Source organism: Nostoc sp. XA010 (assembly GCF_020829625.1).
Classification (GTDB): domain Bacteria; phylum Cyanobacteriota; class Cyanobacteriia; order Cyanobacteriales; family Nostocaceae; genus Nostoc.
Window position 1 is genome coordinate 115,506 of sequence record NZ_JAIVFX010000008.1, and the last position, 24,534, is coordinate 140,039.

Annotated in this window: 21 protein-coding genes and 2 pseudogenes; 13 read left to right on the forward strand and 10 right to left on the reverse strand. The window is 42.8% G+C overall.

The features are described from left to right. The first annotated feature begins 377 nt into the window (after positions 1 to 377). The 3 genes from LC608_RS14360 to LC608_RS14370 all read left to right on the forward strand — a co-directional run bounded on the left by LC608_RS14360 (position 378) and on the right by LC608_RS14370 (position 4,527). A complete protein-coding gene (locus tag LC608_RS14360; protein ID WP_229554195.1) occupies positions 378 to 551 on the forward strand; it encodes a hypothetical protein in 174 nt (57 codons plus the stop codon). 572 nt (positions 552 to 1,123) lie between these two features. Then, the gene (locus LC608_RS14365; RefSeq protein ID WP_308189879.1) at positions 1,124 to 1,345 is read left to right on the forward strand and encodes a DUF5615 family PIN-like protein; all 222 of its coding nucleotides are present in this window, start codon (positions 1,124 to 1,126) and stop codon (positions 1,343 to 1,345) included. A 323-nt stretch (positions 1,346 to 1,668) separates the two neighbouring features. Beyond that, complete coding sequence (locus LC608_RS14370; protein WP_229554197.1) at positions 1,669 to 4,527, forward strand: S-layer family protein; 2,859 nt, start codon at positions 1,669 to 1,671, stop codon at positions 4,525 to 4,527. A gap of 43 nt (positions 4,528 to 4,570) precedes the next feature. On the opposite strand, the gene LC608_RS14375 is transcribed toward LC608_RS14370, so the two are convergent. Together LC608_RS14375 and LC608_RS14380 are read right to left on the reverse strand one after the other, a co-directional pair. Continuing rightward, on the reverse strand, positions 4,571 to 5,701 hold the full coding sequence (locus tag LC608_RS14375; RefSeq protein WP_229554337.1) for an aldo/keto reductase: 1,131 nt from the start codon (positions 5,699 to 5,701) through the stop codon (positions 4,571 to 4,573). A 100-nt stretch (positions 5,702 to 5,801) separates the two neighbouring features. After that, positions 5,802 to 6,299, reverse strand: a complete 498-nt coding sequence (locus tag LC608_RS14380) for a bifunctional nuclease family protein (protein WP_100901288.1) — start codon at positions 6,297 to 6,299, stop codon at positions 5,802 to 5,804. Positions 6,300 to 6,639: 340 nt separating this feature from the next. On the opposite strand from LC608_RS14380, the gene LC608_RS14385 reads away from it, so the two are divergent. Further along, positions 6,640 to 7,317 (forward strand): riboflavin synthase, encoded by a 678-nt coding sequence (locus LC608_RS14385; RefSeq protein ID WP_229554198.1) that lies wholly within the window; start codon positions 6,640 to 6,642, stop codon positions 7,315 to 7,317. 129 nt (positions 7,318 to 7,446) lie between these two features. Here the strand turns inward: LC608_RS14385 and LC608_RS14390 are convergent, their stop codons facing one another. Together LC608_RS14390 and LC608_RS14395 are read right to left on the reverse strand one after the other, a co-directional pair. Beyond that, positions 7,447 to 9,012 (reverse strand): M23 family metallopeptidase, encoded by a 1,566-nt coding sequence (locus LC608_RS14390; RefSeq protein WP_229554199.1) that lies wholly within the window; start codon positions 9,010 to 9,012, stop codon positions 7,447 to 7,449. 90 nt (positions 9,013 to 9,102) lie between these two features. Next, positions 9,103 to 9,921 carry a biotin--[acetyl-CoA-carboxylase] ligase gene (locus LC608_RS14395; RefSeq protein WP_229554200.1) on the reverse strand — a complete coding sequence of 273 codons (819 nt, stop codon included), beginning with the start codon at positions 9,919 to 9,921 and terminating at the stop codon, positions 9,103 to 9,105. 77 nt (positions 9,922 to 9,998) lie between these two features. Between LC608_RS14395 and pgeF the strand changes: the two genes are divergently transcribed. Further along, a complete protein-coding gene (gene pgeF / locus LC608_RS14400; RefSeq protein ID WP_229554201.1) occupies positions 9,999 to 10,775 on the forward strand; it encodes a peptidoglycan editing factor PgeF in 777 nt (258 codons plus the stop codon). Between the two features lie 5 nt (positions 10,776 to 10,780). Here the strand turns inward: pgeF and LC608_RS14405 are convergent, their stop codons facing one another. The 5 genes and pseudogenes from LC608_RS14405 to csaB all read right to left on the reverse strand — a co-directional run bounded on the left by LC608_RS14405 (position 10,781) and on the right by csaB (position 16,962). Next, complete coding sequence (locus LC608_RS14405; RefSeq protein WP_229554202.1) at positions 10,781 to 11,812, reverse strand: hypothetical protein; 1,032 nt, start codon at positions 11,810 to 11,812, stop codon at positions 10,781 to 10,783. A 127-nt stretch (positions 11,813 to 11,939) separates the two neighbouring features. Then, positions 11,940 to 13,394 carry an MBOAT family protein gene (locus LC608_RS14410; RefSeq protein WP_229554203.1) on the reverse strand — a complete coding sequence of 485 codons (1,455 nt, stop codon included), beginning with the start codon at positions 13,392 to 13,394 and terminating at the stop codon, positions 11,940 to 11,942. A 196-nt stretch (positions 13,395 to 13,590) separates the two neighbouring features. Then, positions 13,591 to 13,935 (reverse strand): annotated as a pseudogene (locus LC608_RS14415) (polysaccharide pyruvyl transferase CsaB); the annotation flags it as partial. Between the two features lie 93 nt (positions 13,936 to 14,028). Next, a complete protein-coding gene (locus tag LC608_RS14420; RefSeq protein WP_229554204.1) occupies positions 14,029 to 15,504 on the reverse strand; it encodes a glycosyltransferase family 87 protein in 1,476 nt (491 codons plus the stop codon). Between the two features lie 414 nt (positions 15,505 to 15,918). Further along, complete coding sequence (gene csaB, locus LC608_RS14425) at positions 15,919 to 16,962, reverse strand: polysaccharide pyruvyl transferase CsaB (protein WP_229554338.1); 1,044 nt, start codon at positions 16,960 to 16,962, stop codon at positions 15,919 to 15,921. A gap of 114 nt (positions 16,963 to 17,076) precedes the next feature. Between csaB and LC608_RS14430 the strand changes: the two genes are divergently transcribed. The 4 genes from LC608_RS14430 to LC608_RS14445 all read left to right on the forward strand — a co-directional run bounded on the left by LC608_RS14430 (position 17,077) and on the right by LC608_RS14445 (position 19,033). Beyond that, positions 17,077 to 17,412, forward strand: a complete 336-nt coding sequence (locus LC608_RS14430) for a DUF2499 domain-containing protein (protein ID WP_229554205.1) — start codon at positions 17,077 to 17,079, stop codon at positions 17,410 to 17,412. Continuing rightward, the gene (locus LC608_RS14435; RefSeq protein ID WP_109012120.1) at positions 17,409 to 17,702 is read left to right on the forward strand and encodes a DUF3593 domain-containing protein; all 294 of its coding nucleotides are present in this window, start codon (positions 17,409 to 17,411) and stop codon (positions 17,700 to 17,702) included. The genes LC608_RS14430 and LC608_RS14435 overlap by 4 nt, the downstream gene beginning before the upstream one ends. Positions 17,703 to 17,755: 53 nt before the next feature. Beyond that, the gene (gene hisA, locus LC608_RS14440) at positions 17,756 to 18,529 is read left to right on the forward strand and encodes a 1-(5-phosphoribosyl)-5-[(5-phosphoribosylamino)methylideneamino]imidazole-4-carboxamide isomerase (RefSeq protein ID WP_229554206.1); all 774 of its coding nucleotides are present in this window, start codon (positions 17,756 to 17,758) and stop codon (positions 18,527 to 18,529) included. Positions 18,530 to 18,640: 111 nt separating this feature from the next. Next, the gene (locus tag LC608_RS14445; RefSeq protein WP_229554207.1) at positions 18,641 to 19,033 is read left to right on the forward strand and encodes a Uma2 family endonuclease; all 393 of its coding nucleotides are present in this window, start codon (positions 18,641 to 18,643) and stop codon (positions 19,031 to 19,033) included. Between the two features lie 476 nt (positions 19,034 to 19,509). Here LC608_RS14445 and LC608_RS14450 read toward each other — a convergent pair. Next, a pseudogene (locus tag LC608_RS14450) lies at positions 19,510 to 19,899 on the reverse strand (hypothetical protein); the annotation flags it as partial. Positions 19,900 to 20,552: 653 nt separating this feature from the next. On the opposite strand from LC608_RS14450, the gene LC608_RS14455 reads away from it, so the two are divergent. The 4 genes from LC608_RS14455 to LC608_RS14470 all read left to right on the forward strand — a co-directional run bounded on the left by LC608_RS14455 (position 20,553) and on the right by LC608_RS14470 (position 24,494). Then, a complete protein-coding gene (locus tag LC608_RS14455) occupies positions 20,553 to 21,305 on the forward strand; it encodes a winged helix-turn-helix domain-containing protein (RefSeq protein ID WP_229554208.1) in 753 nt (250 codons plus the stop codon). Positions 21,306 to 21,358: 53 nt separating this feature from the next. After that, a complete protein-coding gene (locus tag LC608_RS14460; protein WP_229554209.1) occupies positions 21,359 to 22,675 on the forward strand; it encodes a cell wall metabolism sensor histidine kinase WalK in 1,317 nt (438 codons plus the stop codon). A 29-nt stretch (positions 22,676 to 22,704) separates the two neighbouring features. After that, positions 22,705 to 23,373: a phosphate signaling complex protein PhoU gene (gene phoU, locus LC608_RS14465; RefSeq protein ID WP_229554210.1), complete on the forward strand. Its 669-nt coding sequence runs from the start codon at positions 22,705 to 22,707 to the stop codon at positions 23,371 to 23,373. A gap of 494 nt (positions 23,374 to 23,867) precedes the next feature. After that, complete coding sequence (locus LC608_RS14470) at positions 23,868 to 24,494, forward strand: Crp/Fnr family transcriptional regulator (protein ID WP_229554211.1); 627 nt, start codon at positions 23,868 to 23,870, stop codon at positions 24,492 to 24,494. The last annotated feature ends 40 nt before the right edge of the window (positions 24,495 to 24,534 follow it).

Sequence of the window (24,534 nt, forward strand, 5' to 3'; positions counted from 1 at the left end):
TTTAATCTTTATAAATTTTACATTTTTATCAGAATGTTGGGTGAAAACCCCGAAATTGAAACCTAAAAACTAGTTTTGTATGGTGTGTTATGGAAAAATTCCATATAATCATCCCGTAAAGGGTGGATATACGGAAAAATTCTGTATAATATCCAAAATAGGGGTTTAAAAAAGAAGTTTTCCGCATATCCAGAAAGAAGGTAGCTGTAATGCTTGATATGCCCTGGCTTCGTATCATAAATGTGATTTTCTGTTGACCTGGAATTGTCGGCACTTGGCAAATGCGAACAAGTTTGGTCATATTCGACGAGTGAACGTTATGCTTGGGTTGTACGTTCTAACGCTAGTCACGCCATTAGAGTTAATTGGAGTGCAAAATGACGAAGAAGGATGAGGCGATCAGTCAAATACGCGAAGTCCGCCACACTATTTCTGCTGAGCATGGACACGACCCTCAGAAGTTGGTGAATTATTACATCGAACTTCAGAAACAATATCCCCAACTCGCTCAGTTCCAAGACAACCGGACAGAACCTGTTCAAGCATCATGAAAGTTAGTCGTTAAAGACGCAGCACAACAAGGCGTTGGAGCCGAATGGCGAGGAGTGATTCGTTGAGTTCGAGAGGTGATCTGCATCCCTAGCTGTCTAATTGGTATGTAAAGCAGGTAAGCTAAAAAAGGAATCTACCACCAGCAAAAGAAGCGTGATAGTAAAGAAGCCACGTCATCGCCCACAACGAAGTTTTCCTGATGACCAACGTATAATTGTGGAATGTGAGTTAGATAAATGTATCCATTGTGACAAGAATTTAGTTAACCGCAGAGCCTGGCATATGCGTAAAACCGTTCAAACAATGAGTGGAGCAATGTTTGTAGCAGGTAAAAGCAAAGAATGTCAGAATCGGCTCTGTACGCACTTTAATAAACACTACTACGCAAGTGGCGTATTGAAGTATAGATAACGGAGTATAAAGTTCAACGTCGTAGATTAGCTTTGGCAGAAGCTCCTCGCCAACGCAAACATCGCCTTCATCATGACCCAATTAGCGCAATACAAGCTTTGGTCAATGAACATACAGAGATTCTTACTATGCTTGAATCTCAAGCTCTTTCATACCAATTATACAGCTAGGGGATTATGCAAAAGATAATAATTTGATGATTGTCTCGAAAGACGCGGACATGCACGACGTAAGCTTAGTATTTGGGAATCCACCGAAAGTTATTTGGTTTCGGCTTGGAAACTGTTCGACATTACAAGTTGAAAGTTGGCTGCGTCGAGATTTTAACGCGATCAAATTATTTTATGAAGACGAGAATTTATCGCTGCTTGCTTTATCGTAATGCACCGATGACTTTGGATCTCTTTTCAGGTTTTTTACAAATCGAGAAAACATAATGGCGATCGCCGCATAACATAGTCCCTGAGGTAGAAAAGCTCAATAGGAATAGCTCAATCTTGGTTTTGACTGATGTTCAGGTATTACTGAAGCCGCTCAGAATAAACATCCTCTAAGACTTACTTAAGTTAAGAATTACGTATATTTACGGTTTAACTACCAAGATTAAGCCCTCTACATTAGGGGTAATTTTGCCAGTTTTGCCAAAATTTTTCTAGGCTCTTATTTTGGCAAAGGTATTGACATTACTGAATTGGAGAAATAACCATGGCTATTTACACTTTAACCACCAACAAGGATAACATTGTTGGCACCACAGGCAATGACACATTTAATGGGACTTATGATGCTGCGGTAACGGATACTTTTAGTTCTGGCGATTCCCTCAATGGTGGACTAGGTATAGATACGCTGCATATTGACCATGTTCTGGACGTTGCTATCACACCACCTGATGCTCTTTGGGCTAATCTAAGAAACATTGAAAATGTTGTAATCAATACGACAGGTAATGGTGCACAAACCATTACTACAGGTATTAATTTTCAAACGGCATTTGCAGCCTCAGGCGTAAACCTAACAACAGCAACATCTGGGGCCGGTGCGATTGACATCGCCATGACCACATTCACTGGTGCGACAACACTCAGAACAACATCCAAAGAAGGTGCTCAAACTATTGTAACGGGTTCAGGTGCTACCACTGTGACAGCAACCTCTGAGACCGGGGCACTGAATATAAAAGGTGTAGGTCTTAAGACGGTCACTGCAACTACCACCGGAGCGGGGGCGCAGACGATTGGTGACGGTAGTGGTAATGGTGCAAATCTTGTCGTAGTGAAGGCCACATCTGCTGGAGGCGCACAAACCATAACCAGTACTAGCACAAGTGCAGTTGTAGTGGACGCAACCTCTGTTGCGGGCAAGCAAATTATTACAACTGGTTCTGGTGCAGATATCGTCACGGCATCTACAACCAGCCCCACTAACACCATTGATACAGGGGATGGCAACGATAGGGTTACCATTTTGGCTACGGCTTCGGGTAACTACACTATCGATGGCGGTGCCGGGGATGACACCCTAACTGGTGGAGCAGGAAATGACATTCTGATTGGTGGTTCCGGTGATGATAGTTTGAACGGGGGTGCCGGTGCTGACAATATGATCGGGGGTGATGGCTCCGACATTTATTATGTGGACATCGCTACAGATGTAGTCACTGAAACCAATGCTTCTGCTGCGGGTGGCATTGATACAGTCATTAGCTCTCTTGCAGCTTATACATTAGGTGCGAACTTAGAAAACCTCACCTTAACAGGTACAGGTAATAGTAACGGTACAGGTAATAGCTTAGATAACCGCATCATAGGAAACAGTGGCAATAATGTCCTGAGTGGTGGTGCTGGAGCCGATATCCTAGTTGGGGTGGCTGGTAACAGTCTTATTGAAGAGGTAGACACCCTGAGCGGAGGTGAAGGCCCAGATCTCTACATTCTGGCCAGCGATACCAGTATTTACTATGACGATCGCAACATCACCACTACCGGAAATAGCGACTACGCCCTGATTGTCGGGTTCAATGCCCAAGAAGATAAAGTTCAACTTCTCGGTTCGTCTAACCAGTACCGCTTAGACATCGATGGTATCAACACAAACCTCAGCATTGACAAACCCGGTAGCGAACCCGATGAACTCATCGCGGTCTTTCAAAATAGCACTGGGTTAGACCTCAACTCTGCTGCCTTTAAGTACCTCATCAGTAACAACAACGTACCGACCGACCTGAGCCTTAGCAACACCACAGTTAACGAGAATGTTGCAGCCAACAGCCTGATTGGCAGCCTCAGCACCACTGACCCTGATGCAAGCAACACAAGCAACACCTTCACCTACAACTTGGTGTCCGGCACAGGTAGCACTGATAACGCCACCTTCAGCATCGTCAATGGCAATGAGTTACGCATCAATAGCAGACCCGACTTCGAGGCTCAGAGCATCTATACGATTCGAGTCAGAACGACTGACCAAGGGGGCTTAAGCTACGAAGAACCCCTGCTCGTTAACGTTAACAACTTTAGTGGCCTAAATTACATTGCCTCCTACGGCGACCTGACTAATGCCTTTGGCGCTAATGAGCAGGCTGGAGAGCAGCACTTTGAAAAGTTCGGACGAGCTGAAGGTCGCCAAATCACCTTCAACGGTCTAGAGTACATTGCTTCCTATGGTGACTTGATCCAGGCATTTGGAGCAAATGAACAGACAGGCCTCCAGCACTACTTCGACTTTGGCTTTGATGAAGGTCGCACACCCGCTTTTAGCGGGCTCAACTACATTGCCTCCTACGGTGACCTAATTAGTGCCTTTGGTTCTGATGAACAGACAGGCATCCAGCACTACATCAACTTTGGCTTTGATGCAGGTCGTACACCGATCAGTGGACTGAAGTATGTTGCCTCCTATAACGACCTAGTCAATGCATTTGGAGCCAATGAACAGGCGGGTCTGAACCACTATGCCAACTTTGGTCTAGCTGAAGGTCGCCAAGTTACCTTCAACGGTCTAGAGTACATTGCTTCCTATGATGACTTGATCCAGGCATTTGGAGCAAATGAACAGACAGGCCTCCAGCACTACTTCAACTTTGGCTTTGCTGAAGGTCGTTCTAGCCCCTTTGACCCCTATGACTACTTGGCCTCCCATGGAGATCTGCTTAATGCCTTTGGTCTGGATACTCAGGCTGCAACCCAACACTACATCAACTTTGGTTTTGGTGAAGGTAGAACCAGTACGGCTAAGGTTGACGCGCTGACAGGTCAATTAGGGCAAGCGGATAGGTTTAATGTAGATCGTGCGTTGTACGACGATGGCAACAACAGCACCCCAGGGTTGACAGAGTTTGCCTTAATCTTCAACTTTGACCCAAGCCAGGACAAGATTCAGCTCCAGGGACAACAGAGTGAGTATGTGCTGGGTAGCTACTCCTTCGGCAGCCGCACGACTCAGGGTATCTTCCTCGATACAGACAGTAGTCGCACCTTGTCCACAAATGATGAGTTGCTGGCTGCTGTGGTCACTGCCACCCCCCTCAGCCTAGGTGCTAGCTACTTTAGTCCAGTGGGGTAGTGGCTCAAAAGGTAGTAGCAGTAAGTCTTTAGACCGGAGAGTGTCAACCCCACAATCTCCTACCTGCTTTCCCGCTTAATTTTTGGTGAGTATCTGCCAACAAAGCTGGAATATCTAACTTTTCTGGACAACGGGGCAAACAGTCGCCGCATTCTGTGCAACGATTGGCTTTCATTCCAGGGAACCAGTGACCAGCGTTTTCAAACATTCCGTAACGATATTGCCCATAGTCAGTCATGTCGTATGCCACGGCGAGATTACGTAACCGCAATACCTCTGGAATATTGATATTTTCTGGACAAGGCAAACAAGCATAACACTGGCTACACTTATCAGTTTCCAAAGCAATTTTTTGGTGATTTTCTAATTGCTGGAAAGTGGAAATTACTGCTGATGTTAACTCTCCATCGTAGTCAGCGACTCGCAAAGGTTCCATTAATTCATCTGGGTTTGCTGGCCCTATACTCAAAGTAGTAATACGGTTGTCAGCAAGTAAAAATCGATAGCTTAATTCTAAGGGTGAATACGGCTGACATAGGTCTTTTAGAGTTTGGGGTGGTGTGTAGAGGCGTCCTCCCTTATCGGCAGGAGAAATAATGAAAATGCCCATGTCCTTTTCGGCAGCTAGTTGAATCGCTGGTGCGTGCCGTTGGAAAAAATAGTAATAATGCAGATTGACAAATTCAAAATAATCTGTATTTATTGCTGCCTGAATTAGCTCTAATGACCCGTGGCTGGAAAAACCAACGTGTCGCACTCGACCATCAGCAACGGCTTCCTCTACGGCTTGCATACAGCCATTTTTGGCTTGCACCCACTCTAAATGTTGCCAAGTGTTCAAACCATGAACGCCTAAGCAATCTAAATAATCTAGCTGTAATCGTTCTAGGGATTCGTCGATGCACCGACGCATGGTGTCAGCATCTGCTGTGGCTGAGATTTTGGTAGTGATATAAAGCCTCGTCCGGGGTACTGACAACCCAGCTTTTAGCGCCCTACCAAGATACTCCTCACTTTTGCCATAACCTCTAGCGGTTTCTAGATGATTAATTCCTAGCGCTAAGGCTTGTTCAATAGTCTGGTGAGCATTTTCAAAATCAGCCAAGTAGCGCATTGTTCCCAGAGAAAAAACCGAGAGGCGCAGATTCGTTTTCCCAAACCGTCGGTATTGCATCTTTAACAAAGAGTTAGGAGTCATTCAATTTTAGATTTTAGATTTTAGATTTTAGATTTTTCCTTGAATCTAAAATCCAAAATTCAAAATCTAAAATTGCCTAGCTGTCGTCATTACCAAAGCGCTTAATCAAATCTTCAGGACGGAGATTGGAAATAAATTCACGGAAAGCTTGCTGTTCAGCTTCATCTGCATCACGATCAACAGGGATAGAAGCATCGGCAATCACTTCTTCCATTACCCAAATGGGGGTATTTGTACGGAGGGCAATGGCGATCGCATCACTAGGACGCGCATCAATTTCTTTTTTGACCTCGCCTTGCTGGACGATTAAAGCTGCATAAAATGTATCCTTTTGCAGGGAATGAATGATCACCTTTTCTAGAGTCATATTCCAAGTCTCTAGAAGATTCACAATCAGGTCGTGGGTTAAGGGTCTGGGAGGCTTCTGATTCTCCAGTGCGCCCATAATTGCCCTAGCCTGTTCCTGACCAATGTAAATTGGCAAAGCCCGCCGATCTGAAGAATCTTTCAAAAGGACGATCGGGCTGCGGGTTATGGCATCTAATGCTATGCCAGCGACTTTCATTTCAATCATTGCCTAAGCCTCTACAATGCTTTGAGAGCCTTGGATGCTGTGTAACAAATAGTACCCCTTTTTAGGCGGTTGAGCAACAGTAATAAACATAAGCATTCGTTCTCTATAATTGCTTCTATTAAACTCCGAACTTGTGGTGAAAACCAGAGTAAGTTAAATTGGTCTTCTTAGACAATAACCTTCTTACCCAAGTATGCCTTGTGAAGGATGCTAATGTGTTAATATTCCTATACGAAAAAAAGTCAGAAAATATACTTGGATGTTGGAGATTTCTGTGACAATTACCAATTGATTTCAAGCAAAAGTAGGCAATAAATAGAGTTAGTTTGACAAAAAAGCCGTGTTTACAGGATTAATCCAGGCATTAGGAACGATGGAACCCTTAGGGGGCGATTCTTGGCAAATTACTTGTGTAAGCGATTCGGGTGAAGTAATTATGCAAGATTTGGCTTATGGTGACAGTGTTGCAGTAGATGGTGTTTGCTTGACAGTTGAAAAAGTTTTAAAAGACGGCTTTATTGCCACGGCTTCACCGGAAACTCTACGCCGCACAACTCTGGGAGGTGAGCAAACGCAACAGAGATATGTAAATTTAGAAGCGTCGCTAAGGGTAGGCAGTAAAGTTGGCGGTCATTTTGTGATGGGTCATGTAGACGGCATCGGTCGATTGCTAGTGGCAGAACAAACGGCTACTTCTTGGGAAATGACCTTTATTGCATCCGAGGCGATCGCACGGTATATTGTCCCCAAAGGTAGCATAGCCGTCAATGGCATCAGTCTCACAGTAGCTGCTTATGAGCCAGAACTCTCTCAATTCAAGGTGGCAGTAATTCCCCTCACATACAGCGAGACAAATCTTCACTATTTGGTTTCTGGGAGTTTGGTAAATCTAGAAGGGGATATTCTCGGCAAATACGTCGAAAAATTCCTTTCCCCTGGCAAGCCACACACCACCATTGATGAAACTAGTATAGATGGCATCACACCCGCATTCTTAGCAGAACACGGGTATTTGTAATTGGGGAATGGGGAGTAGGGAATAGGGAGTAGGGAGTAGGGTATTGAGAATGCGGCATTGGGCATTAGTTTTTCCTTCATCCCCCTCATCTCGCACTCCCCACTCCCCACTTTCCAGTCCCTTTCCAATCTAACTTCCTGGTTCTTGGCTTACCTGAGCAGTTTGTAACCCTCGTACTAACTGACTCAGAGCGCTTTGTAATTGCACGCCTGGGTCAGTAGCAACCCACCCGTTCGGTGTCAGATGGCGAACTTCAAAGTGCAGGTGAGGGCCTGTGGAGTTACCGGTACTGCCAACTCGCCCGATGACAGTTCCAGGTTGTACCCACTGACCAGGTTGAACAAAGATTTCTGACATGTGACCGTAAAGAGTTTGTTCAGCCGATTTGTGATTCAGGGTAACGGTTAAACCATAACCGCCCAACCAGTTAGCAGTTTCCACTTGACCAGCAGCAGCAGCCAAAACTGGTGTTCCCGTAGGCGCACCTATGTCTGTACCAGCATGGAAGCGTTGATTACCTGTGATTGGATGAACTCGCCAACCAAATACAGAAGTGATGGAAGCCGGAATAGACAGGGGATACATCATTCCCGTACCACTATATGCAACTCTCCCCACGTAGGGGATTTGCGGCAATACTGATGCTAGTGAGAAGTCGTAAGCTACGTTGCTGGGCCGGGGTGCAATGTTGCCATCTGCCATTGGTGGAGGTAAAGTACCGCCACTGGGTGCGATGGGAGTTGCACTCACTCTGGTGGGGCTGAACTCGGCGGGACTTGGGATAAACCGATTCGCGCGAAATCCGCTCTTGGTGACACCGCTAGAACCACTTTGAGTTGGAGTACCACGCCATCTACTGGTGTTGCCAGTAGAAGATGCAATCTGCCGCACAGGTGAAACTACTGGTAATTGGGCATTTTGACTTCTTTTGAGCCAAGTAGGTGCTGGTTTACTATTAGAATCAGCTACACTCCTTTGCGGTACTTTGGCGCAAACGCCGCCTAATACACTTTGTCCTGATGGCAAAATGGCTCGACAACCACTGGAGCGTTCTGTGAGAATTACAGAATTTGGTGCTTGATAAGTACCTGTAGCACCACTGTCATAACTATTAGGATCAATATAGGCGTTATTATAATCCTTGATTTTCCCCGCAGTTGCACTGACAGGGCTGTTCGAGTTATTTGATGGTTGAGCAACTTCTGGAAGTTTTTCAGGTGAAGAGCGGAAAGGGGTATTGGGTTTTTCCTGTCTCACCCGTGCAGGAGTAACTTGGGATGCTTCTACCTTGGGTTTTGACTGTCTGATAATCACAACAGGTTGGGCAGCTTCGATTTTAGGTATAGACTGCCTAACTGGCTCTTTTGATTGAGCAACCTCTGGCTTGCCTAATCTCTTTCTGAGTCTGGCTCGCCGTTGGGAAAATTCCGGTTGGGCTTGAGCGGCTTCCGGCGCAACAGCCTGCTGTTTAACTGGATTTGTAAATGCTGTTGACTGTGAATTTTCAACTGTGGGAACGATGTTGTCTATTTGTGTTTCCGTTTGAGCAAACACAAAGCCGCCGCTAAGGAGGCTGACGCTACTCAGCCAACAGAGGCTCTGGGCTGGTAGTGTTGAGGCAAAACGTTTTTTTGTTAGACCTTGCTGCCATAAGTAATGCAAACGATGAGGGGCAGAATTATTGCGCTGCGTCATTTGTTCTCTCAGTTGTGTGTAATTAGCCTAAAGAGATGATGCTAGTGGTTTGTCTTGCCCAAAGAGCGGAATTTTGAACAAACCTCAAATTTAAACGGAAGATTTATGGTACCCCAAACTGATTGTACCGGGTTCAATATAAATTTCCGGTGTAATTAGTTCCTTTGTTTCATGTGTTTCTAAATCAACTCTTAAATTTCCTTGAGAAGTCACCCCAACTACTTTACCTGAAAGATTGTTGATATAGACCCGATCGCCCATATTTATAAGCAAATCTAAATAGCGAGACAAGAGTACCTTTATTCCTTCTTGGTAAAGGCACTCCATACCGGATTCTATTCCCAGCAAGACCCTAGAGGTTAGCATTTCTAGACAAGAAATTGGTCTGAAATCTTGGGAAGCTTGCCACGATTCCAGATTGATTCCAGTTTCGGGTACTGGGTTTGTCCAGTTAATACCAACACCAATTACTGCTTGAGTGATTTGTCCTTTGTTTACTTTGGTTTCTGTCAAAATACCGCCTAGTTTTCGACCATTTAAAACCAAATCGTTGGGCCATTTTATCCCAACATCTACACCGCATTGGCGCAATTGAGACGCAATCCCCCAAGCAGTAGCGAAAGTTAGCTGGTAGCTGTCAGTAGCCTCTATTTTGTGGTCTAAAGAAATCGCTACGGAAATATATAATCCGCCAACCGGAGAAATCCACTCACGGCCCCATTGTCCCCGTCCAGCAGATTGCACAGTTGCGATTACGACTGTTCCGGAAATAGCCCCTTGGTTAAGTAAGTTCCAGAGGGTTTGATTTGTTGAAGATACACTTTCAAAAAAGTGGAGGGAAAATGGTAAATATGTATACTTACGCCCAGCTTTCAAGGCTGCTTCCAAGTTTTGCAAATTAAATCCCACAGCAGTTAACCCAAATTCCGTTGTTCAAGTTAGCATTGATTGGCTGATGAGTGATTTCTGTTTAGGTTTGGTTGAAGATGCACACTTGGCACTGGCGCAATTGGGAAGGACTGCCCTATCTAACTTGTAGTATTCTGGAACGTTGGCATCACGGCTTCTTTACCCAGCAGTTTTGGCCGCGATCGCCACAAGTTATCACAGAAGTATTGCAACCAGAGGCATCAGTCTATCGCTTAAAGCAGGTTCATGGCAATACTGTTCTCACCCCTCAAGAAGTTGAAAGCTTCTTAAGCACTGCTGAGGAGGATTTAGCATCGGCAGATGGTTTAGTTAGCGAACAGCCTCTCCAAGCCGTTTGGGTAGCTAGTGCAGATTGTACACCCGTGCTGATTGGGGATGTGCAAACTGGACGGGTGGCAGCATTACACGCGGGCTGGCGAGGGACTGCCAAGAAGATTGTCCCCTTAGCGATCGCTCGATTACAATCTCAAGGCAGTAAGCTTGATGATTTACGTATTGCGATGGGGCCAGCGATCGCTGGTGAGGTTTACCAAGTCTCTATCGAAGTGGCTGCCGAAATTGGGGCTACTATTATACCACATGAAGACGAAGAAAAAATTGTTCAAGCATTATATGAATTACCAAATTCACCCTTACTGGAAGATCCCAATCCTGGAAAGGTAAGGTTAGATGTCCGGCGAGTGAATACCTTACAACTGGAAAACATGGGGATTAGTGCAGAACAAATTGCGATCGCACCTTATTGTACTTTCCAAACTCCAGAGCATTTCTTTTCTTACCGCCGGGAGAAAGAGAAAAAAGTTCAATGGTCAGGAATTGTCAGCTTGGCTTAGTTCAATTATCGATTAGCCTTAGCATACAAATCCTGCACAAATTTGATCATCTTGGGGTTATTTTTCTCCCACACAATTTGATCTGCACGAACGGCAGCAAAATGGGGTTCAATCGTCTTTGGAGTCAGCAGTACTCCAAAATCTGAAGGCACAGTTTCCAGCTGGTACTGAAACATTCTGTTCAAAATCAAATCTGCGATTCGATACTGATAATGAGCGCCATCTACGTAATTTTTCATCTCGCCACTCATAGACTCTGTGTTGATTTGACTGTAGCCAGTGAAATCCCAAGTTGGGATAATTTTGACAACCTGCCGCTGCCAATCTTTATAAGCTGACGACAATCCAGCTAGGTGCAAAGCTTGCAACTGCACAGCGTGTGTCGGTGAAAAAAAGACTTTGACAGCGATCTTTCGCTGACGGCAGATATCAATGATTGTCTTAAAGTCCTTGAGTCGCTCATTTGAAATCTGATAGTTTTTATATCGTTCTTCTTGTTGAAAGTAGCTGGATATAACTACTTGGAAGTTCTTCAGAACTCTACTATTGCCCTGGTCTGGAGTTACGCCGCTTTGATTTTCCAAGCCTGTCAAGGCAGAAACACTAGTCTTTGAGGCTCTATTCGCAGCTAGGGTGTCCCAACTAGATTTAAAGGCACTCAAGGAAAAAATGGCATTCAAGGCGTCTTGAGTAGTAATTCTGTTTTTTTGCAGTCTGTCCTCAATAAAATCGGGTGCTTTTTTAACACCAACCCCAAAAGAAAAAAAATCTAAGCTAATTATTAACTGTTTTAAGTCAGGCTGATTAATCAAGGCGTGTTGGAAATAAAGTAACTGTTCTTGCATACCTGCTCCCGGTAAGCCTAAGTTATAAGCAGGCTGGGTATTTACAAAAACTGGATGAACTGGAGATAGCCTGAGTGCGGTAGATGAACCCAGCAGAATTGTTTTCGGTTTAATGCGAGTCACATCTACTGCTTTTGTTAATCTGGTGTGATTAAGTCTTGTCGGTTTTATCTGATTAACACCCTGCATCATATAAGTGTTGAACACGCCATAGGGGTCTATGAGAATATTAAAGAGACCAACAGCGAGCAGATTGAAAGAAACTAGGGTCAGAAAAATGGAGTTGAATCGCTTATAAGCTTTGATAGCCATACCTAATCTAAAATTGGAAGTAAAGGAACTCTGAGACTTGATTGAGTGATAATAGGCAGTAAAATGCGATCGCACTCACACCTACCGCCCACCACCACTTAGGTTGAAACCACTGCATAACTTGCTGTGTATTTGGTAGCAAAATAACCCATAGCATTAGTCCCACAAGGATAATCAGCTTGTCTTTACTTGGCATATAAGGGTAACTCTGCTGAAACTTGACCCCGAAAGCCCTCAGCCATTGCAGGCTAGTCTGGTATCCTTCTGTTAATGCCAGTCCCTTCATTCCCGCCATTGTCCCCAGCAATTCCACAGCATCATGGATACTTTGAGAGCGAAATAACACCCAGCTAATCATCACAGCAATAAATGTAATTGCCCAAGCCAGGAATTTTGGCAATGGCTTACCCAGTTTGCGCCACCCATGATTGATACAGAGATACAGTCCATGCAGTCCACCCCAGACTAAATATGTCCAGCCTGCGCCATGCCATAGTCCACCTAGTAGCATTGTGATCAAAAGATTGATGTAGCGCTTCACTGCCCCCCGACGATTACCGCCAAGAGGGATATAGAGATAATCACGCAGAAAATTAGAGAGTGTAATGTGCCAGCGACGCCAAAAATCAATAATAGAAGTGGCTTTGTAAGGGGAATCAAAGTTAATGGGTAGCTGAATGTTGAGCATCAACCCCAAGCCAACCGCCATATCCGAGTAACCAGAAAAATCGAAGTATAGTTGCAGGGTATAACTGACTGCCCCCACCCAAGCTTCTAAAAAACTGACTGCACTCGCATTGCTAAAAACAGGGTTAACCCAAGGCGCCACAGTGTCAGCAATAATTACCTTCTTAAATAGCCCTAGAGTAAACCACGTCACACCTACAGCCATAGCCTTGTGGGAGAAGACCAGATTTCGCAAGCGATAGAATTGGGGAATTGTATCGCTATGGTGCAAAATCGGTCCAGCAATTAAGTGCGGGAAAAAAGTAACAAATAAGCTGTAAGTTAAAAAATTATAATTTTTAGTCTCACCACGGTAAGCATCTACTAAGTAAGCTGTTTGAGTGAACGTGTAAAACGAAATACCTAGTGGCAGAATGATTTGGGGGATACTCCAGTTCGCGTTGAGTACCTGTTCAACGGAATTTATGAAAAAGTTAGCGTACTTGTAATACGCCAGTAGCGCCAGGTTAAAGCAAATACCTGCCCAAAGTAAACTTTTAGCTTGCCTACTACCAAGGCCAGATTTGCTGATACGTTTACCAACTTGATAGTTGATCCCAATCGAAATCAACAGCAGAGGTAGATAAGCAATACTCCAGTAACTATAGAAGCCTAAGGAAGCAATCACCAACCAGGCTAAAGCGACTTGAGTTAGACGCCATTTAGTCAAGCTGAAAAAGCCGATGAGGGTAATTGGTAAAAAACAAAAAATAAAGGCGTAGGAGTTAAATAGCATTTCAGTGTTAATACTGAGTTAATATTGGTGCTAGATAATCCTAATTTATACTAAGTTTATGAGATTGGCAACATGATTTGATTCGTTAGATGCCAGCTAACCCCACCATCTTTCTGGTAAAGTTAATCACCTGTTTCTGACAAGTTCCAAAGCTGGATTTCATAACAAAGATGGCAGTCAAAAATTGTGTGCGCTGTTAACCTGTTAACGCTTCCTTTAACAACTCACGATCCATCAATGCGCGATATAGCAAAGATTTTATTTTCTCTGGTGATAACGGATCGCCATTAGCATAATGCTCCATCCAAGTCAGACTAATCAGGTTTGGATCATCTGGTAAACTTGCTAAATCCCATCCAGGCATTTCCAAGTCTTCCATGAGACGATTTACCTTAGGGTTATAACTGAGAGCAAAGCAGCGACAACCAACAGATGCAGCCATAATCAAGCTGTGTGGACGCATCCCTATTGCCATTTAAACGCCGCGAAACACACCTTTCAAAAGTTGCGGATCTTCCAGACATAAAATCTTGCTGACATCGGGAAAAAGAGAAAAAAGTTAAATGGCCAGGGATTGTCAGTGGTAAAAGGTAAAAGTGGTTTTAAACTTTAGGATCAATTGACTCCTGATGTTCTAAGTTTCCACCCCATTCAAAAGTCCAAATTTCATCATTTGTTTTTGACGGAGGGAACTAATTGCTAAGACTAAAATACTTAAAGTGATTCCTAAAACTGCATAACTCGGTAGAGCGAAGATAGTTATTTTCATAATGTATGGCAATTCCCCTGCTTTCACGTTCCATCGGTTTGCTAGAGAGTGGATGAGCCAGCCATGAATAACTGCTGTTTGCACTGCAAGACAGCAAACCCCTGCTAACCAAACAGACATTCTTCTCCTAGAAAATTTACAATGCCTGATCTGATACAGCAAATCATTTAGCAAAAAAACAACAGCAGGTATTAACATCACAGAACTAGTTTCCTGCGAATAGGTGATGCCAATACTCAAGCAAGAAACTATTGCCATTTCTGCTAAATATATTTTTTTTGACCAGTCGGTGAGAGATTGCTGTAGATACCAATACCAACCCGCCAAACCAAGAAGTATCAAAACAATTAAGTTTGACAAAAGCTTGGCAAAGAATGGGTTATTGGGAAGTAATCTCGGCCCCACAACCATCAAATCGAGACGACTGATCGATATATAAGGGCTAACTGCGGGATCGTTTTGCCAGAGGGAAAATCCACGAAATGCATCCGAGACAAATTGTGTCAAAGAATTACCTGTCAAGGCTAGACCTAAAAATGCTAAACAAGTTACTGTGATAACAGATACAAAAACTAGAGAGAACCGTCTTTTAAGTAGAAAATACAGAACGAATAGTGCAGCTAATGTTGGTTTAAAAAGGGCAATTCCTAAGCACATTCCTGCTGGAATATCCTGATTTTTTCTAGCGAAGATAAACATCCATAAGATAAGAACTGCAATAAAAATTGCAACATTACCAACTTGAAGATCGCGAACTACGCCATAAATTAAGGCGGCCGAAATTGTGCAAATAGTTCTAAAGGCTCGTGACTTAGACTCTAGTAATATATTTGCTCCCCACAAGGCTAAACAAATTGCTAATATATGCATTAAAATCGAGATTTTATATGCAGTATTCATCGAAAAATAACCGAGAAACCAGATGAGAGGAATAATATTAGGTGGATAGACAAACGGTGGAAGAGAGCCACACACCGTAGTTATGCTACAGAAAGTCTGATTAAAAATCTCGACATTAAAAGGACTCACATGCTGATGAGCCAATTTACTCGCCACATAATACCACTGAAAATCCCATAAAGGTGGATTTGGCTGGTTTAGGAAATAAAGTAGCCAACCTGTATAACAGAGGAATCTTGTAACGACTAATACAACACCTGCTTGGACGAGGAAGTTAACAATTGGTTGACGAAAAAATTGTATCAACCGTTGCATCACTGAAGATTTTAAGAATAAAGAATTTTTCCAGGCTGCCTTTTCTTCATCTAATCGCCAATTATTTCTGATAACTACAGCAACTAAAATTACTATAATTAGGTTCCAAAAACCAAAGCTTATCATTATAATTATTTTTGCGTTTAGTAAATAATATCGCTAAAGTCGATTTGGATAATAAATACTAAGGTATTTTTATAACTGCTTCATAAAATTTTGACAATTACTCTCTTTCCCCCGGAAAGAATAATTAATAAAAGCCGGAAAAGAGGTATTTACGTAGATACACAATATAGCAATCCGATAGCGAAGCGGTAGCGAGTCAGACGCTCCTGCGTCGCTAACGCTGCGCTATCGAGCGTCTTTGATTTCTGAATCACTAGAGGTAAGGGACTGGGGACTGGGGACTGGGGACTGTGAAGAAGGAATAAAGGTGTACTGAGTTTTGTTCAAAAATCAAATATGAGTCCTATATGATTCTTTTGTACAGCTTGTAATTTCTATAAGTTTTGCATTTTCTTGGCTCAACATTATTTAATTTTACTTATTACATAAAGCATCGCTCAACAACTCGTGGTGCATTAATGCTCTATCTACTAAAGATTGTATTTGCTCTGGTGATAACGGATCGCCATTAGCGTAATGCTCCATCCAAGTCAGACTAATGAAATTGGGGTCATTGGGTAAACTAGCTAAATCCCATCCAGGCATTTGCAAGTCTTCCATGAGACGATTTACTTTAGGATCATAACTGAGAGCAAAGCAGCGACAACCTTCAGATGCTGCCATAATCAAGCTGTGTAAGCGCATCCCAATTGCCATTTCCACGCCGCGAAACACACCTTTCAAAAGTTGCGGATCTTCCAGACATAAAATCTTGCTAACATCTTTAAGATGTGGTTGGATGGCTTCGGCAATACTTAAATCTTCACTTTTTTGAAATGGCAGTAGTAAAATAAAAGCCTGCGTAGCTTTTTGGAAGTCAACCAAAGCACGAGTTAAGTTTGCTAAACGTGTTTCTGTAAGCTGAGGATGCGATCGCAACGTTACCGCAACTCTCGGCGCAGGTAAATCCCAAAGTCCTGGAACTGGTTTCGATTCCAACGCCCAAACCGGGTCAGGAGCTATAATACAAGGAATTTGCCAATCAGATAATAAAGCCGCACTGGCGCGATCGCGGACACTAATTTTGGTACAATTACCAAAGGTTTGCCGTGCCAACCAACGAGTTTGCGGGCGCACTAACGGGCCAATACCCTGCGCCCAAGCAACAGTTTTCAAACCCATTCTCTGCGCCAATGCCATCAGTCCGCCATAATAAAATGGGCTGATAGTACTGGTAACATCTTGGATGAGACTCCCGCCGCCCCAAATCAAGGCATCACTTGAGCGTAAAGCTTGCAGTACAGGTAAAGGAGCCATGCGATCGCAGGTTTCTACATTGTAGCGATCGCGCGTTTCCTCTGGATTCCCCGAAAGTACCACAGGGGTTACATGAGATGGTAACATTTGCAAAAGCGTTGCCAACAAAGCTTCGTCACCACCATTACCTTTACCGTAATATCCAGATAATAACGCCCGCATCTTGACCATTTTGGATTTTAAATTAACAACTTTTTTAACGTAGCCATATCTATATAAAGATGTGAAAACTACTAACTCTTAACTCTTAACTCCCTACTCCCCAATCCCCACTCTATGCAAGCCCTTTCGATTCCCACCTGGATTATTCATATTTCTAGCGTTATTGAGTGGATTGTCGCCATTTGGTTAATTTGGACTTACGGCGAACTCACTGGTAATCGCAATTGGTGGGGATTATCCCTTGCCATGTTACCAGCTTTAGTCAGCGCCATGTGTGCTTGTACCTGGCATTATTTCGACAACGCCGAATCTCTAGAATGGTTGGTAACGCTTCAAGCTACCATGACCTTAGTTGGTAATTTTACGCTTTGGGCAGCAGCGTATTTGATTTGGCGTTCTACCAAGCCTCCTGACACTGTTGAACCAAAACCTATCAAATCAGAGCAATGATTTCTAAAGAAACCCTGTTTGCACTTTCACTGTTTCCCTATTTGGGTTTCTTGTGGTTTATCAGCCGCAGTCCACAAATGCCGCGTTTAGCGCTGTATGGATTTTACGGTACTCTCGTCTTTGTTGCCATCACTATCCCAGCCGGAATTTATGCTGTATTGCATTATGGCAAGTCTTTGGCAGATGTGGATTGGTTGCACGGTGGTGCAGAAGTATTTTTGACTCTTTCTAATATCTTGCTTGTGCTGGGTTTTGGGCAAGCTGTAAGGCAATTAAAAATGAAAAACTAAAGATAATAAACCCAGCTATAGCTAGAGTTTTAATTGCAATGAGGAAAAAGTAAATGGATGTAATTCCAGCAATTGATTTATTAGAAGGTCGCTGTGTGCGACTATATCAGGGAGACTATGATCGCTCCCAAGTTTTTAGCGATAACCCTGCTGATGTTGCCAAACAGTGGGTAGATCAAGGTGCTACTAGATTACATATAGTTGATTTAGATGGTGCCAAAGCAGGTAAAGTAGTAAACCTAGGGGCAATTGAAGCGATCGCTCATGCGGTGTCAGTGCCCATTGAAATTGGTGGGGGATTGCGCGATCGCAGCAGCGTGCAACAAGTATTCAATCTAGGCATACAGTGGGCAATTCTCGGAACCATCGCCGTAGAACAACCCCAGTTAGTGCAAGAACTCTGCCAAGAATTTCCCGAACAGATTATCATCGGTATTGATGCTCGTAATGGCCGCGTAGCAACTCGCGGTTGGTTAGAAACCTCAGAAGTTTTAGCAACCCAACTGGCTGTACAAATGCAAGAATTGGGTGCAGCCGCCATCATTTACACAGATATCCACCGGGATGGTACACTTATCGGCCCCAATTTAGAAGCTTTGCGAGAACTTGCAGCAGTAATTTCCATCCCAATAATTGCCTCTGGCGGGGTAAGTTCTGTTACCGATTTGTTGAGTTTGTTAGCCTTAGAACCTCAAGGCGTGACTGGTGTGATTGTTGGACGTGCCTTGTATACTGGGGATATTTTACTCAAAGAAGCGTTGCGAGCGATCGGGCCTGGCCGGATTCAGGATATCCCCCCCAATCTAGATTTTTCTACCTTTGCTTGACATTTTCTCCCTTTCGTGAAAACACACTGTACTTTGGACTCCGAGTACAGTAGTGGCTTCTCTTAACAAGTCCGGCTATTTGTTTTAGCTAAAAAGTGAACGGTACGGAGGATGAAATGGTTGTTACACTGCAACTGCGCCAGATCGACCTTCAACCAGGGCAGTGCTTGCAAAAATGCTCGCCAAATGATCGCCAAGCGACGGTTAGATTTGTCAATTGATCCACCACCAGATTTAGCAATTGAAATCGATGTTACCTCAAAGACCCAGGTTAGTGCTTACGTGGCGTTGGGTGTACCTGAACTTTGGTGTTACGGAGGTGGTAAGTTGCAAGTATTTGTCTTAAATCAAGCAGAATACGTTGAGATGGAAACTAGCCCCACATTTGGGAATTTACCTGTGATTGAAGGAATATTGCAGTTTTTGCAATTCAGCCTTACAGAAGGATCTAGTACAGCGCGACGAGCATTTAGGCAGTGGGTGCGTGAGGCATTAGCGCAATAATATCAAGTTTGGTTAAATTGCCCACCCAATACACTTAAACTCGCTGACTCATATATTAAGATTTGTATTTATTCAGTTAAAAGTAAAGTTTTTTAAACATGTAACATTATTTACTAACTTTTCTAGGTAAACTGCAATTTTCTGTGATATATTTCTGTAATTAACAATACCCATGATGTAGATAATATTGTAGGAAATTTTAAAATTTAGTATTATGTCTAGTCAAGAATCAAATTCCAATCAAGCATTTAAGAAAACACAGGCTACCGGAACAAAGAAAAAGAAACCACAGCCTCCCGCAGACATCAAAAGACCAAATAAAACCGAATAAAAAACATTATATAAGGTACATCAGAGCAAGCTCCTCGCTTGCAGGGGGTGGGATTCTGTACGTACTCACTGAGAAGCGCTATAGTTCCTTGTAGAGACTTAATTTAAATTAAGTCTCTATAAATTGTCATCAAAAATAAATTAGCTTATTTGTTTTTCGCTTGAGTCTTTGCTTGCTCTAAAGCTATTTCTTTGATTGCCTGATATAAATTAACATTTGAAGTACCTTCAATAGCTTTAACTGCCAAATCCTGAACTTGTTTGAGAGCAGATTCAAGTTGTTTAGAAAGATTTTGAATCCGCGTCTCTTGATTAGTGATAGTTTGTTCTAGAGATTGCAGCCTTTGTTCATAGAAGTGCTTTTGCCCTTCCACTTCTTTACAATATAAATCTGATTTTACTTTAGCTTGGTAATGGGCAATGCCTTTGCCTTCTTCTGTAGCTTTTTTGATAGCTGCTTCCTTATCTTTCGGAAAAGCCTCTACCTTTGCTTTTAATTCTTCAAATTGTTTCTCTTTCTCAGAAATTGCTTCCTCTTGTTTGGTTGCTATTTTAGATTCCAGCTTTTTTCTTTGGATAATAATTTGTTGAAATGCTTGCATTAGTTGTTGTTTGCTGTCCTTGACTCCAACTGTAGTCATCTTCCAACTCCCTTCAATAGGCAATGATTTATTGGGTAGCAAGCCATACCAATGACTACCCTATGCAGACATCACAATAGCTTTAAAATCAATATTTTTAACGCAGTGTAAATACGGAAAGATCAGCACAGGACACTTAGGTAGTACGAATTTTCCACATAATATTTTTCAGGTATGTAGCGTTTCTCAGTTGAGTCCAATAATGACCTAACCCTCAGCCTCTTCTCTAGAAGGGAAGAGGAGTAAGATTCAAACCTACAAAGGTCGGAGTGTATTACATACAAAGGAAAACTGCTATGTTTTCCCTTTGAATTTATAGTACTTTTGTACTCAAGCGAATATACTCAACTTAATCTGCTTTTGTCAAGACAATTAGAAGCTTGCAACCACAGTGATTTTTGATTTAGGAGGTGCTGTGACTTATGTTACTTTTTGTAAAGAAAATCTAAAAGAATCAACCCTAATAGAAGTGTGGTTGCAGTAAGGCTAGATAATAAATTTAATCATCCTAATTGATACAAGCACAGTCCTAGACTTTTGTGATATCAATGTATACCACTGAATCGACCAAATATTCTGCTAGAACGGACATTGGACAAGCCAGCCGAATTCTAGTAGTAGAAGATGAAGAATTAATCCAGGAAATGCTAGCTGTAGCCCTTGAAGAGGAAGGTTATGGGGTAACAACAGCACGCGATGGGCGGTCTGCTATAGAGTATCTCAAAAGTTTTGAAACCAATTCGGGGGAACTTCCCTTTGATTTGCTCATTCTTGATTTGATGCTGCCGCAAATCAATGGGCTAGATATTTGCCGTTTGTTGCGTCATCAAGGCAACCCAGTGCCAATTTTAATGCTGAGTGCTAAGGGTAGTGAAACTGACCGCGTGCTGGGCTTAGAGGTGGGAGCAGATGACTACCTGACTAAACCCTTTAGTATGCGAGAGTTAGTGGCTCGTTGTCGTGCTCTACTCCGCCGCCAACGCTTAAGTAATTTACCACAAGTACCAGTATTAAAATTCAAGGATATCACCTTGAATCCCCAAGAATGCCGCGTGCTAGTTCGTGGTACTGAGGTGAGTCTTTCCCCCAAAGAGTTCCGCTTGCTGGAACTGTTTATGAGTTATGCCCGCAGGGTATGGTCACGGGAACAATTGCTAGATCAGGTTTGGGGGCCAGATTTTGTTGGCGATAGTAAAACTGTAGACGTTCACATTCGGTGGTTGCGGGAAAAATTAGAGCAAGACCCCAGTCATCCCGAATATATTGTGACTGTAAGAGGTTTTGGCTATCGGTTTGGATAATTAGTTGGGATAGTTGTTAGTTTTTAGTAGTCACGAAGAAACTAACAACTCAAATGCTTTTATTGGGATTTTTTCTGGGTTTAGCGGTAGGCATTGGGTTTTGGGTTTGGCAACAGGTTCAACTTAACCGTTACCTGGGGCGCTTACTCCGGCCGTTAACCTCGCATTCTTACAAGATGGGACTGCTGCTGATTCCTGGATTGCGGCAGGAAATAGCGATGGTGAAGCAGAACCGACAAGATTTGCAGCAGTCATTGCAAACTTACCAAGACCTGCTAGATTTTGCACCAGTTGGATATTTGCAGGTAGATGAGGAAAATCAACTGCTATGGTGCAATCAACAGGCGCAGGAAATTTTGTATCTGCACTGGCAACCAGAACAGGTGCGCTTGTTACTGGAGTTGGTAAGGTCTTATGAACTTGACCATTTAATTGAGCAAACTCGTGATTTGCAAAAACCACAGACAGGAGAATGGATATTTCATCCATCTTGTGATGATGCGGCAGAGATGGCAACAATAAAATCTTTGGCTTTGCGGGCATCTAGCTTGCCTTTGCCCAATGGACAAGTTGGAGTCTTTTTAGAAAATCGTCAACCCCTATTAGATATAAATCAAGTACGCGATCGCTATTTTTCTGATTTAGCACACGAACTCAGAACGCCACTAACGTCGATTCGCTTGGTTGCGGAAACCTTACAAACCCGCTTGGAACCACCTTTAAATCGCTGGGTTAACCGCCTAATGCAAGAAGTTGACCGACTGATTAACTTGGTGCAAACCTGGCTAGACCTCACCCAAATGGAAGCAAACCCAAACATGCAATTGCAAGCCAAAACTGTAGAATTGCGATCGCTAATTACATCAGTTTGGGAAACACTAGAACCCTTAGCAGTGCGTCAACATTTGTCTCTTTCTTATTCTGGCCCAGAAAATGTTTGGATTAAAGCAGATCAAGCCCGTATGTACCAGGTTTTTCTCAACTTGCTAGACAATAGCATTAAGTACAGTCTTCCTAGTACAAGTATTCACATTGAAGCGAAAATTTTATCAACAAAGGATAATGATGCTGCTTCCCCAATTCTCGAAATAAATCTTATTGATTCTGGAGTCGGATTTTCTGAGGCAGATTTACCCCATGTTTTTGAGCGATTTTATCGAGGAGATAAAGCGCGAACCCATTCTCCACAAGATGGTAACTCTATAGGGGCGATCGTTGGCAATGGATTAGGATTAGCGATCGTTGAGCAAATTATTCTCGCCCACGGTGGTTCAATCAAAGCTATGAACCATCCAGAAACTGGTGGTGCGTGGATGCAACTCCAGTTTTGTGAAGTTATGGCAAACTCTTTAAGCCAAGACTATAGTTAATAGTAATCTTCACCTTTGAGATAACAAGTGTGAAAGCTGTCCGTTACAGTCCTAATCCTCAAAGACCCGAACTCGCACGCGCCATTAGGCGCTTAGAACGGGATGTCTTACGCATGGGTGCTTTGGTAGAACAATCATTTCGCCTCAGCCACCAAGCGTTATTTGCTCGTAACTTAACAGCAGCTGAGGAACTTCCGCGATTAGATAAAAAGATCGATCGCTTTTATAGACAAATCGAATCAGACTGTACGGCGATTATGACGCTGCAAGCGCCTACGGCTCAAGATTTGCGCTGCTTGAGTGCCTTTATGCAGCTGGTACGCGACTTAGAGCGCATTGGCGATTATGCTGAGGATTTAGCTGAGATTGCGATTAAAATTTTTCCTTACGCGCCTCATTCGGCAATGCCCGACATTGAAGCTATGTCTCTTCACGCGCAGTCAATGCTAGCAACTAGCTTGAAGGCTTTGGGAGATTTAGATGAAGCTGGTGGACGCCGTTTAAAGCGCCTAGATGATACTGTAGACGATGCGTATGATCGCGTTTATCAGACTTTAGCCCAACAACGCGATGTGCCTGGTGTAGTCGAGCCTATTGTACTGCTAGCACTAGCAATTCGTTGTCTGGAACGCATGGCAGATCATGCCACTAATATCGGTCAAAGGGTATCATATATTGTCACCGGTCAACGCTCTTAATTGAAGCTTCATCAGTCCACAAGCTTTAGCCACTACCTCTACAAACAAAGGCTGACGACTCAAGGGACTTAGTAAGCTAAAAAACATCTAATTTGCATAATCGAATTAAATATAACTTTTGTGGGGTGGGTATCTTGGCTGCCCAGCTTGTGCAATTTAAATATTCCTATATTTGTGCCTACGTATCTCCTGAATCTTAAGAAAATACTAAATAATTAAAAATAAGTTAACTAAATATTTTACTAAAAGCTTACCTATTCTTAAACTTGCACAATTAAAGTAACAGATAAACAACTGAAAAATTCCGGTCTATCTTCCTGATAAATACCTCAATCTATAAGTTGTTTCCAAAAAAAAATTTGAGTTAGTCTCTAGCTCTAATTGAGAAGAATACACTGTCAACTACTATATAGGTAAAATTTTATACAAATTATTAGAGTTTCTTAATGATTGTAAATAGCGAAGATTCCCTGATAATTATGTAGTTACGGTTAATGATGTATTCTACAACTCCTACTTCAAACTCTTCTGTCCTGTCAAATAGCTCTGTTTTAAGTGGACTACCCCAGCAGATATTTAGCCGTAGGGAAGTAATTCCGCTTCAAAATGATGTACTTTGGCGGATTGAACACGGTGCAGTCCGTACCTTAACATGGGGTGAAGATGGAACATTCATCACTCTTGGTTATTGGGGACTAGGGGATCTGATTGGCTATCCGTTGTCTAGGGTCAAGCCCTACCAGATTCAATGTCTCACAGGCGTAGAAATAAGCATTGTGCCACCTCATTTGTGGTATCAAGATATTAATGCTTTGTTGTCTCATATTCAACAGTCAGAAAATCTACTAAGCATTGTACATCGAAAACCAATTTCGCTACGCTTATGGCAGTTTTTAGTGTGGTTAAGTGAAAAATTTGGACGTGATGTAGATAAGGGTAAGCTAATTGATCTAAATGTTACCCATCAAGATATTGCTGAAGTGTTAAATACCACGCGAGTAACAGTTACCCGGCTCCTACAACAGTTGGAGGAAGAAGGAACAGTTTTACGTCACAAACGCCGCATTATTTTGAGGTTACCAAATAAAATAATTCAAAATTATAGTTCAGCACTAAATTAAAGGGCTTGTATTTATCACAGTGTAAAGGTATAATCATCAC

Bases quoted from the DNA above. Each gene is read 5' to 3' on its own strand.
- LC608_RS14435 (WP_109012120.1), top strand. From the start codon at position 17,409: ATGATTTCTAAAGAAACCCTGTTTGCACTTTCACTGTTTCCCTATTTG.
- csaB (WP_229554338.1), bottom strand. From the start codon at position 16,962: ATGCGGGCGTTATTATCTGGATATTACGGTAAAGGTAATGGTGGTGAC.
- LC608_RS14375 (WP_229554337.1), bottom strand. From the start codon at position 5,701: ATGCAATACCGACGGTTTGGGAAAACGAATCTGCGCCTCTCGGTTTTT.
- LC608_RS14445 (WP_229554207.1), top strand. From the start codon at position 18,641: ATGAAATGGTTGTTACACTGCAACTGCGCCAGATCGACCTTCAACCAG.
- LC608_RS14380 (WP_100901288.1), bottom strand. From the start codon at position 6,299: ATGATTGAAATGAAAGTCGCTGGCATAGCATTAGATGCCATAACCCGC.
- LC608_RS14360 (WP_229554195.1), top strand. From the start codon at position 378: ATGACGAAGAAGGATGAGGCGATCAGTCAAATACGCGAAGTCCGCCAC.
- LC608_RS14390 (WP_229554199.1), bottom strand. From the start codon at position 9,012: ATGACGCAGCGCAATAATTCTGCCCCTCATCGTTTGCATTACTTATGG.
- LC608_RS14370 (WP_229554197.1), top strand. From the start codon at position 1,669: ATGGCTATTTACACTTTAACCACCAACAAGGATAACATTGTTGGCACC.
- LC608_RS14410 (WP_229554203.1), bottom strand. From the start codon at position 13,394: ATGCTATTTAACTCCTACGCCTTTATTTTTTGTTTTTTACCAATTACC.
- pgeF (WP_229554201.1), top strand. From the start codon at position 9,999: ATGCACACTTGGCACTGGCGCAATTGGGAAGGACTGCCCTATCTAACT.
- LC608_RS14455 (WP_229554208.1), top strand. From the start codon at position 20,553: ATGTATACCACTGAATCGACCAAATATTCTGCTAGAACGGACATTGGA.
- LC608_RS14470 (WP_229554211.1), top strand. From the start codon at position 23,868: ATGATGTATTCTACAACTCCTACTTCAAACTCTTCTGTCCTGTCAAAT.
- LC608_RS14430 (WP_229554205.1), top strand. From the start codon at position 17,077: ATGCAAGCCCTTTCGATTCCCACCTGGATTATTCATATTTCTAGCGTT.
- LC608_RS14405 (WP_229554202.1), bottom strand. From the start codon at position 11,812: ATGATGCAGGGTGTTAATCAGATAAAACCGACAAGACTTAATCACACC.
- LC608_RS14460 (WP_229554209.1), top strand. From the start codon at position 21,359: ATGCTTTTATTGGGATTTTTTCTGGGTTTAGCGGTAGGCATTGGGTTT.
- LC608_RS14420 (WP_229554204.1), bottom strand. From the start codon at position 15,504: ATGATAAGCTTTGGTTTTTGGAACCTAATTATAGTAATTTTAGTTGCT.
- hisA (WP_229554206.1), top strand. From the start codon at position 17,756: ATGGATGTAATTCCAGCAATTGATTTATTAGAAGGTCGCTGTGTGCGA.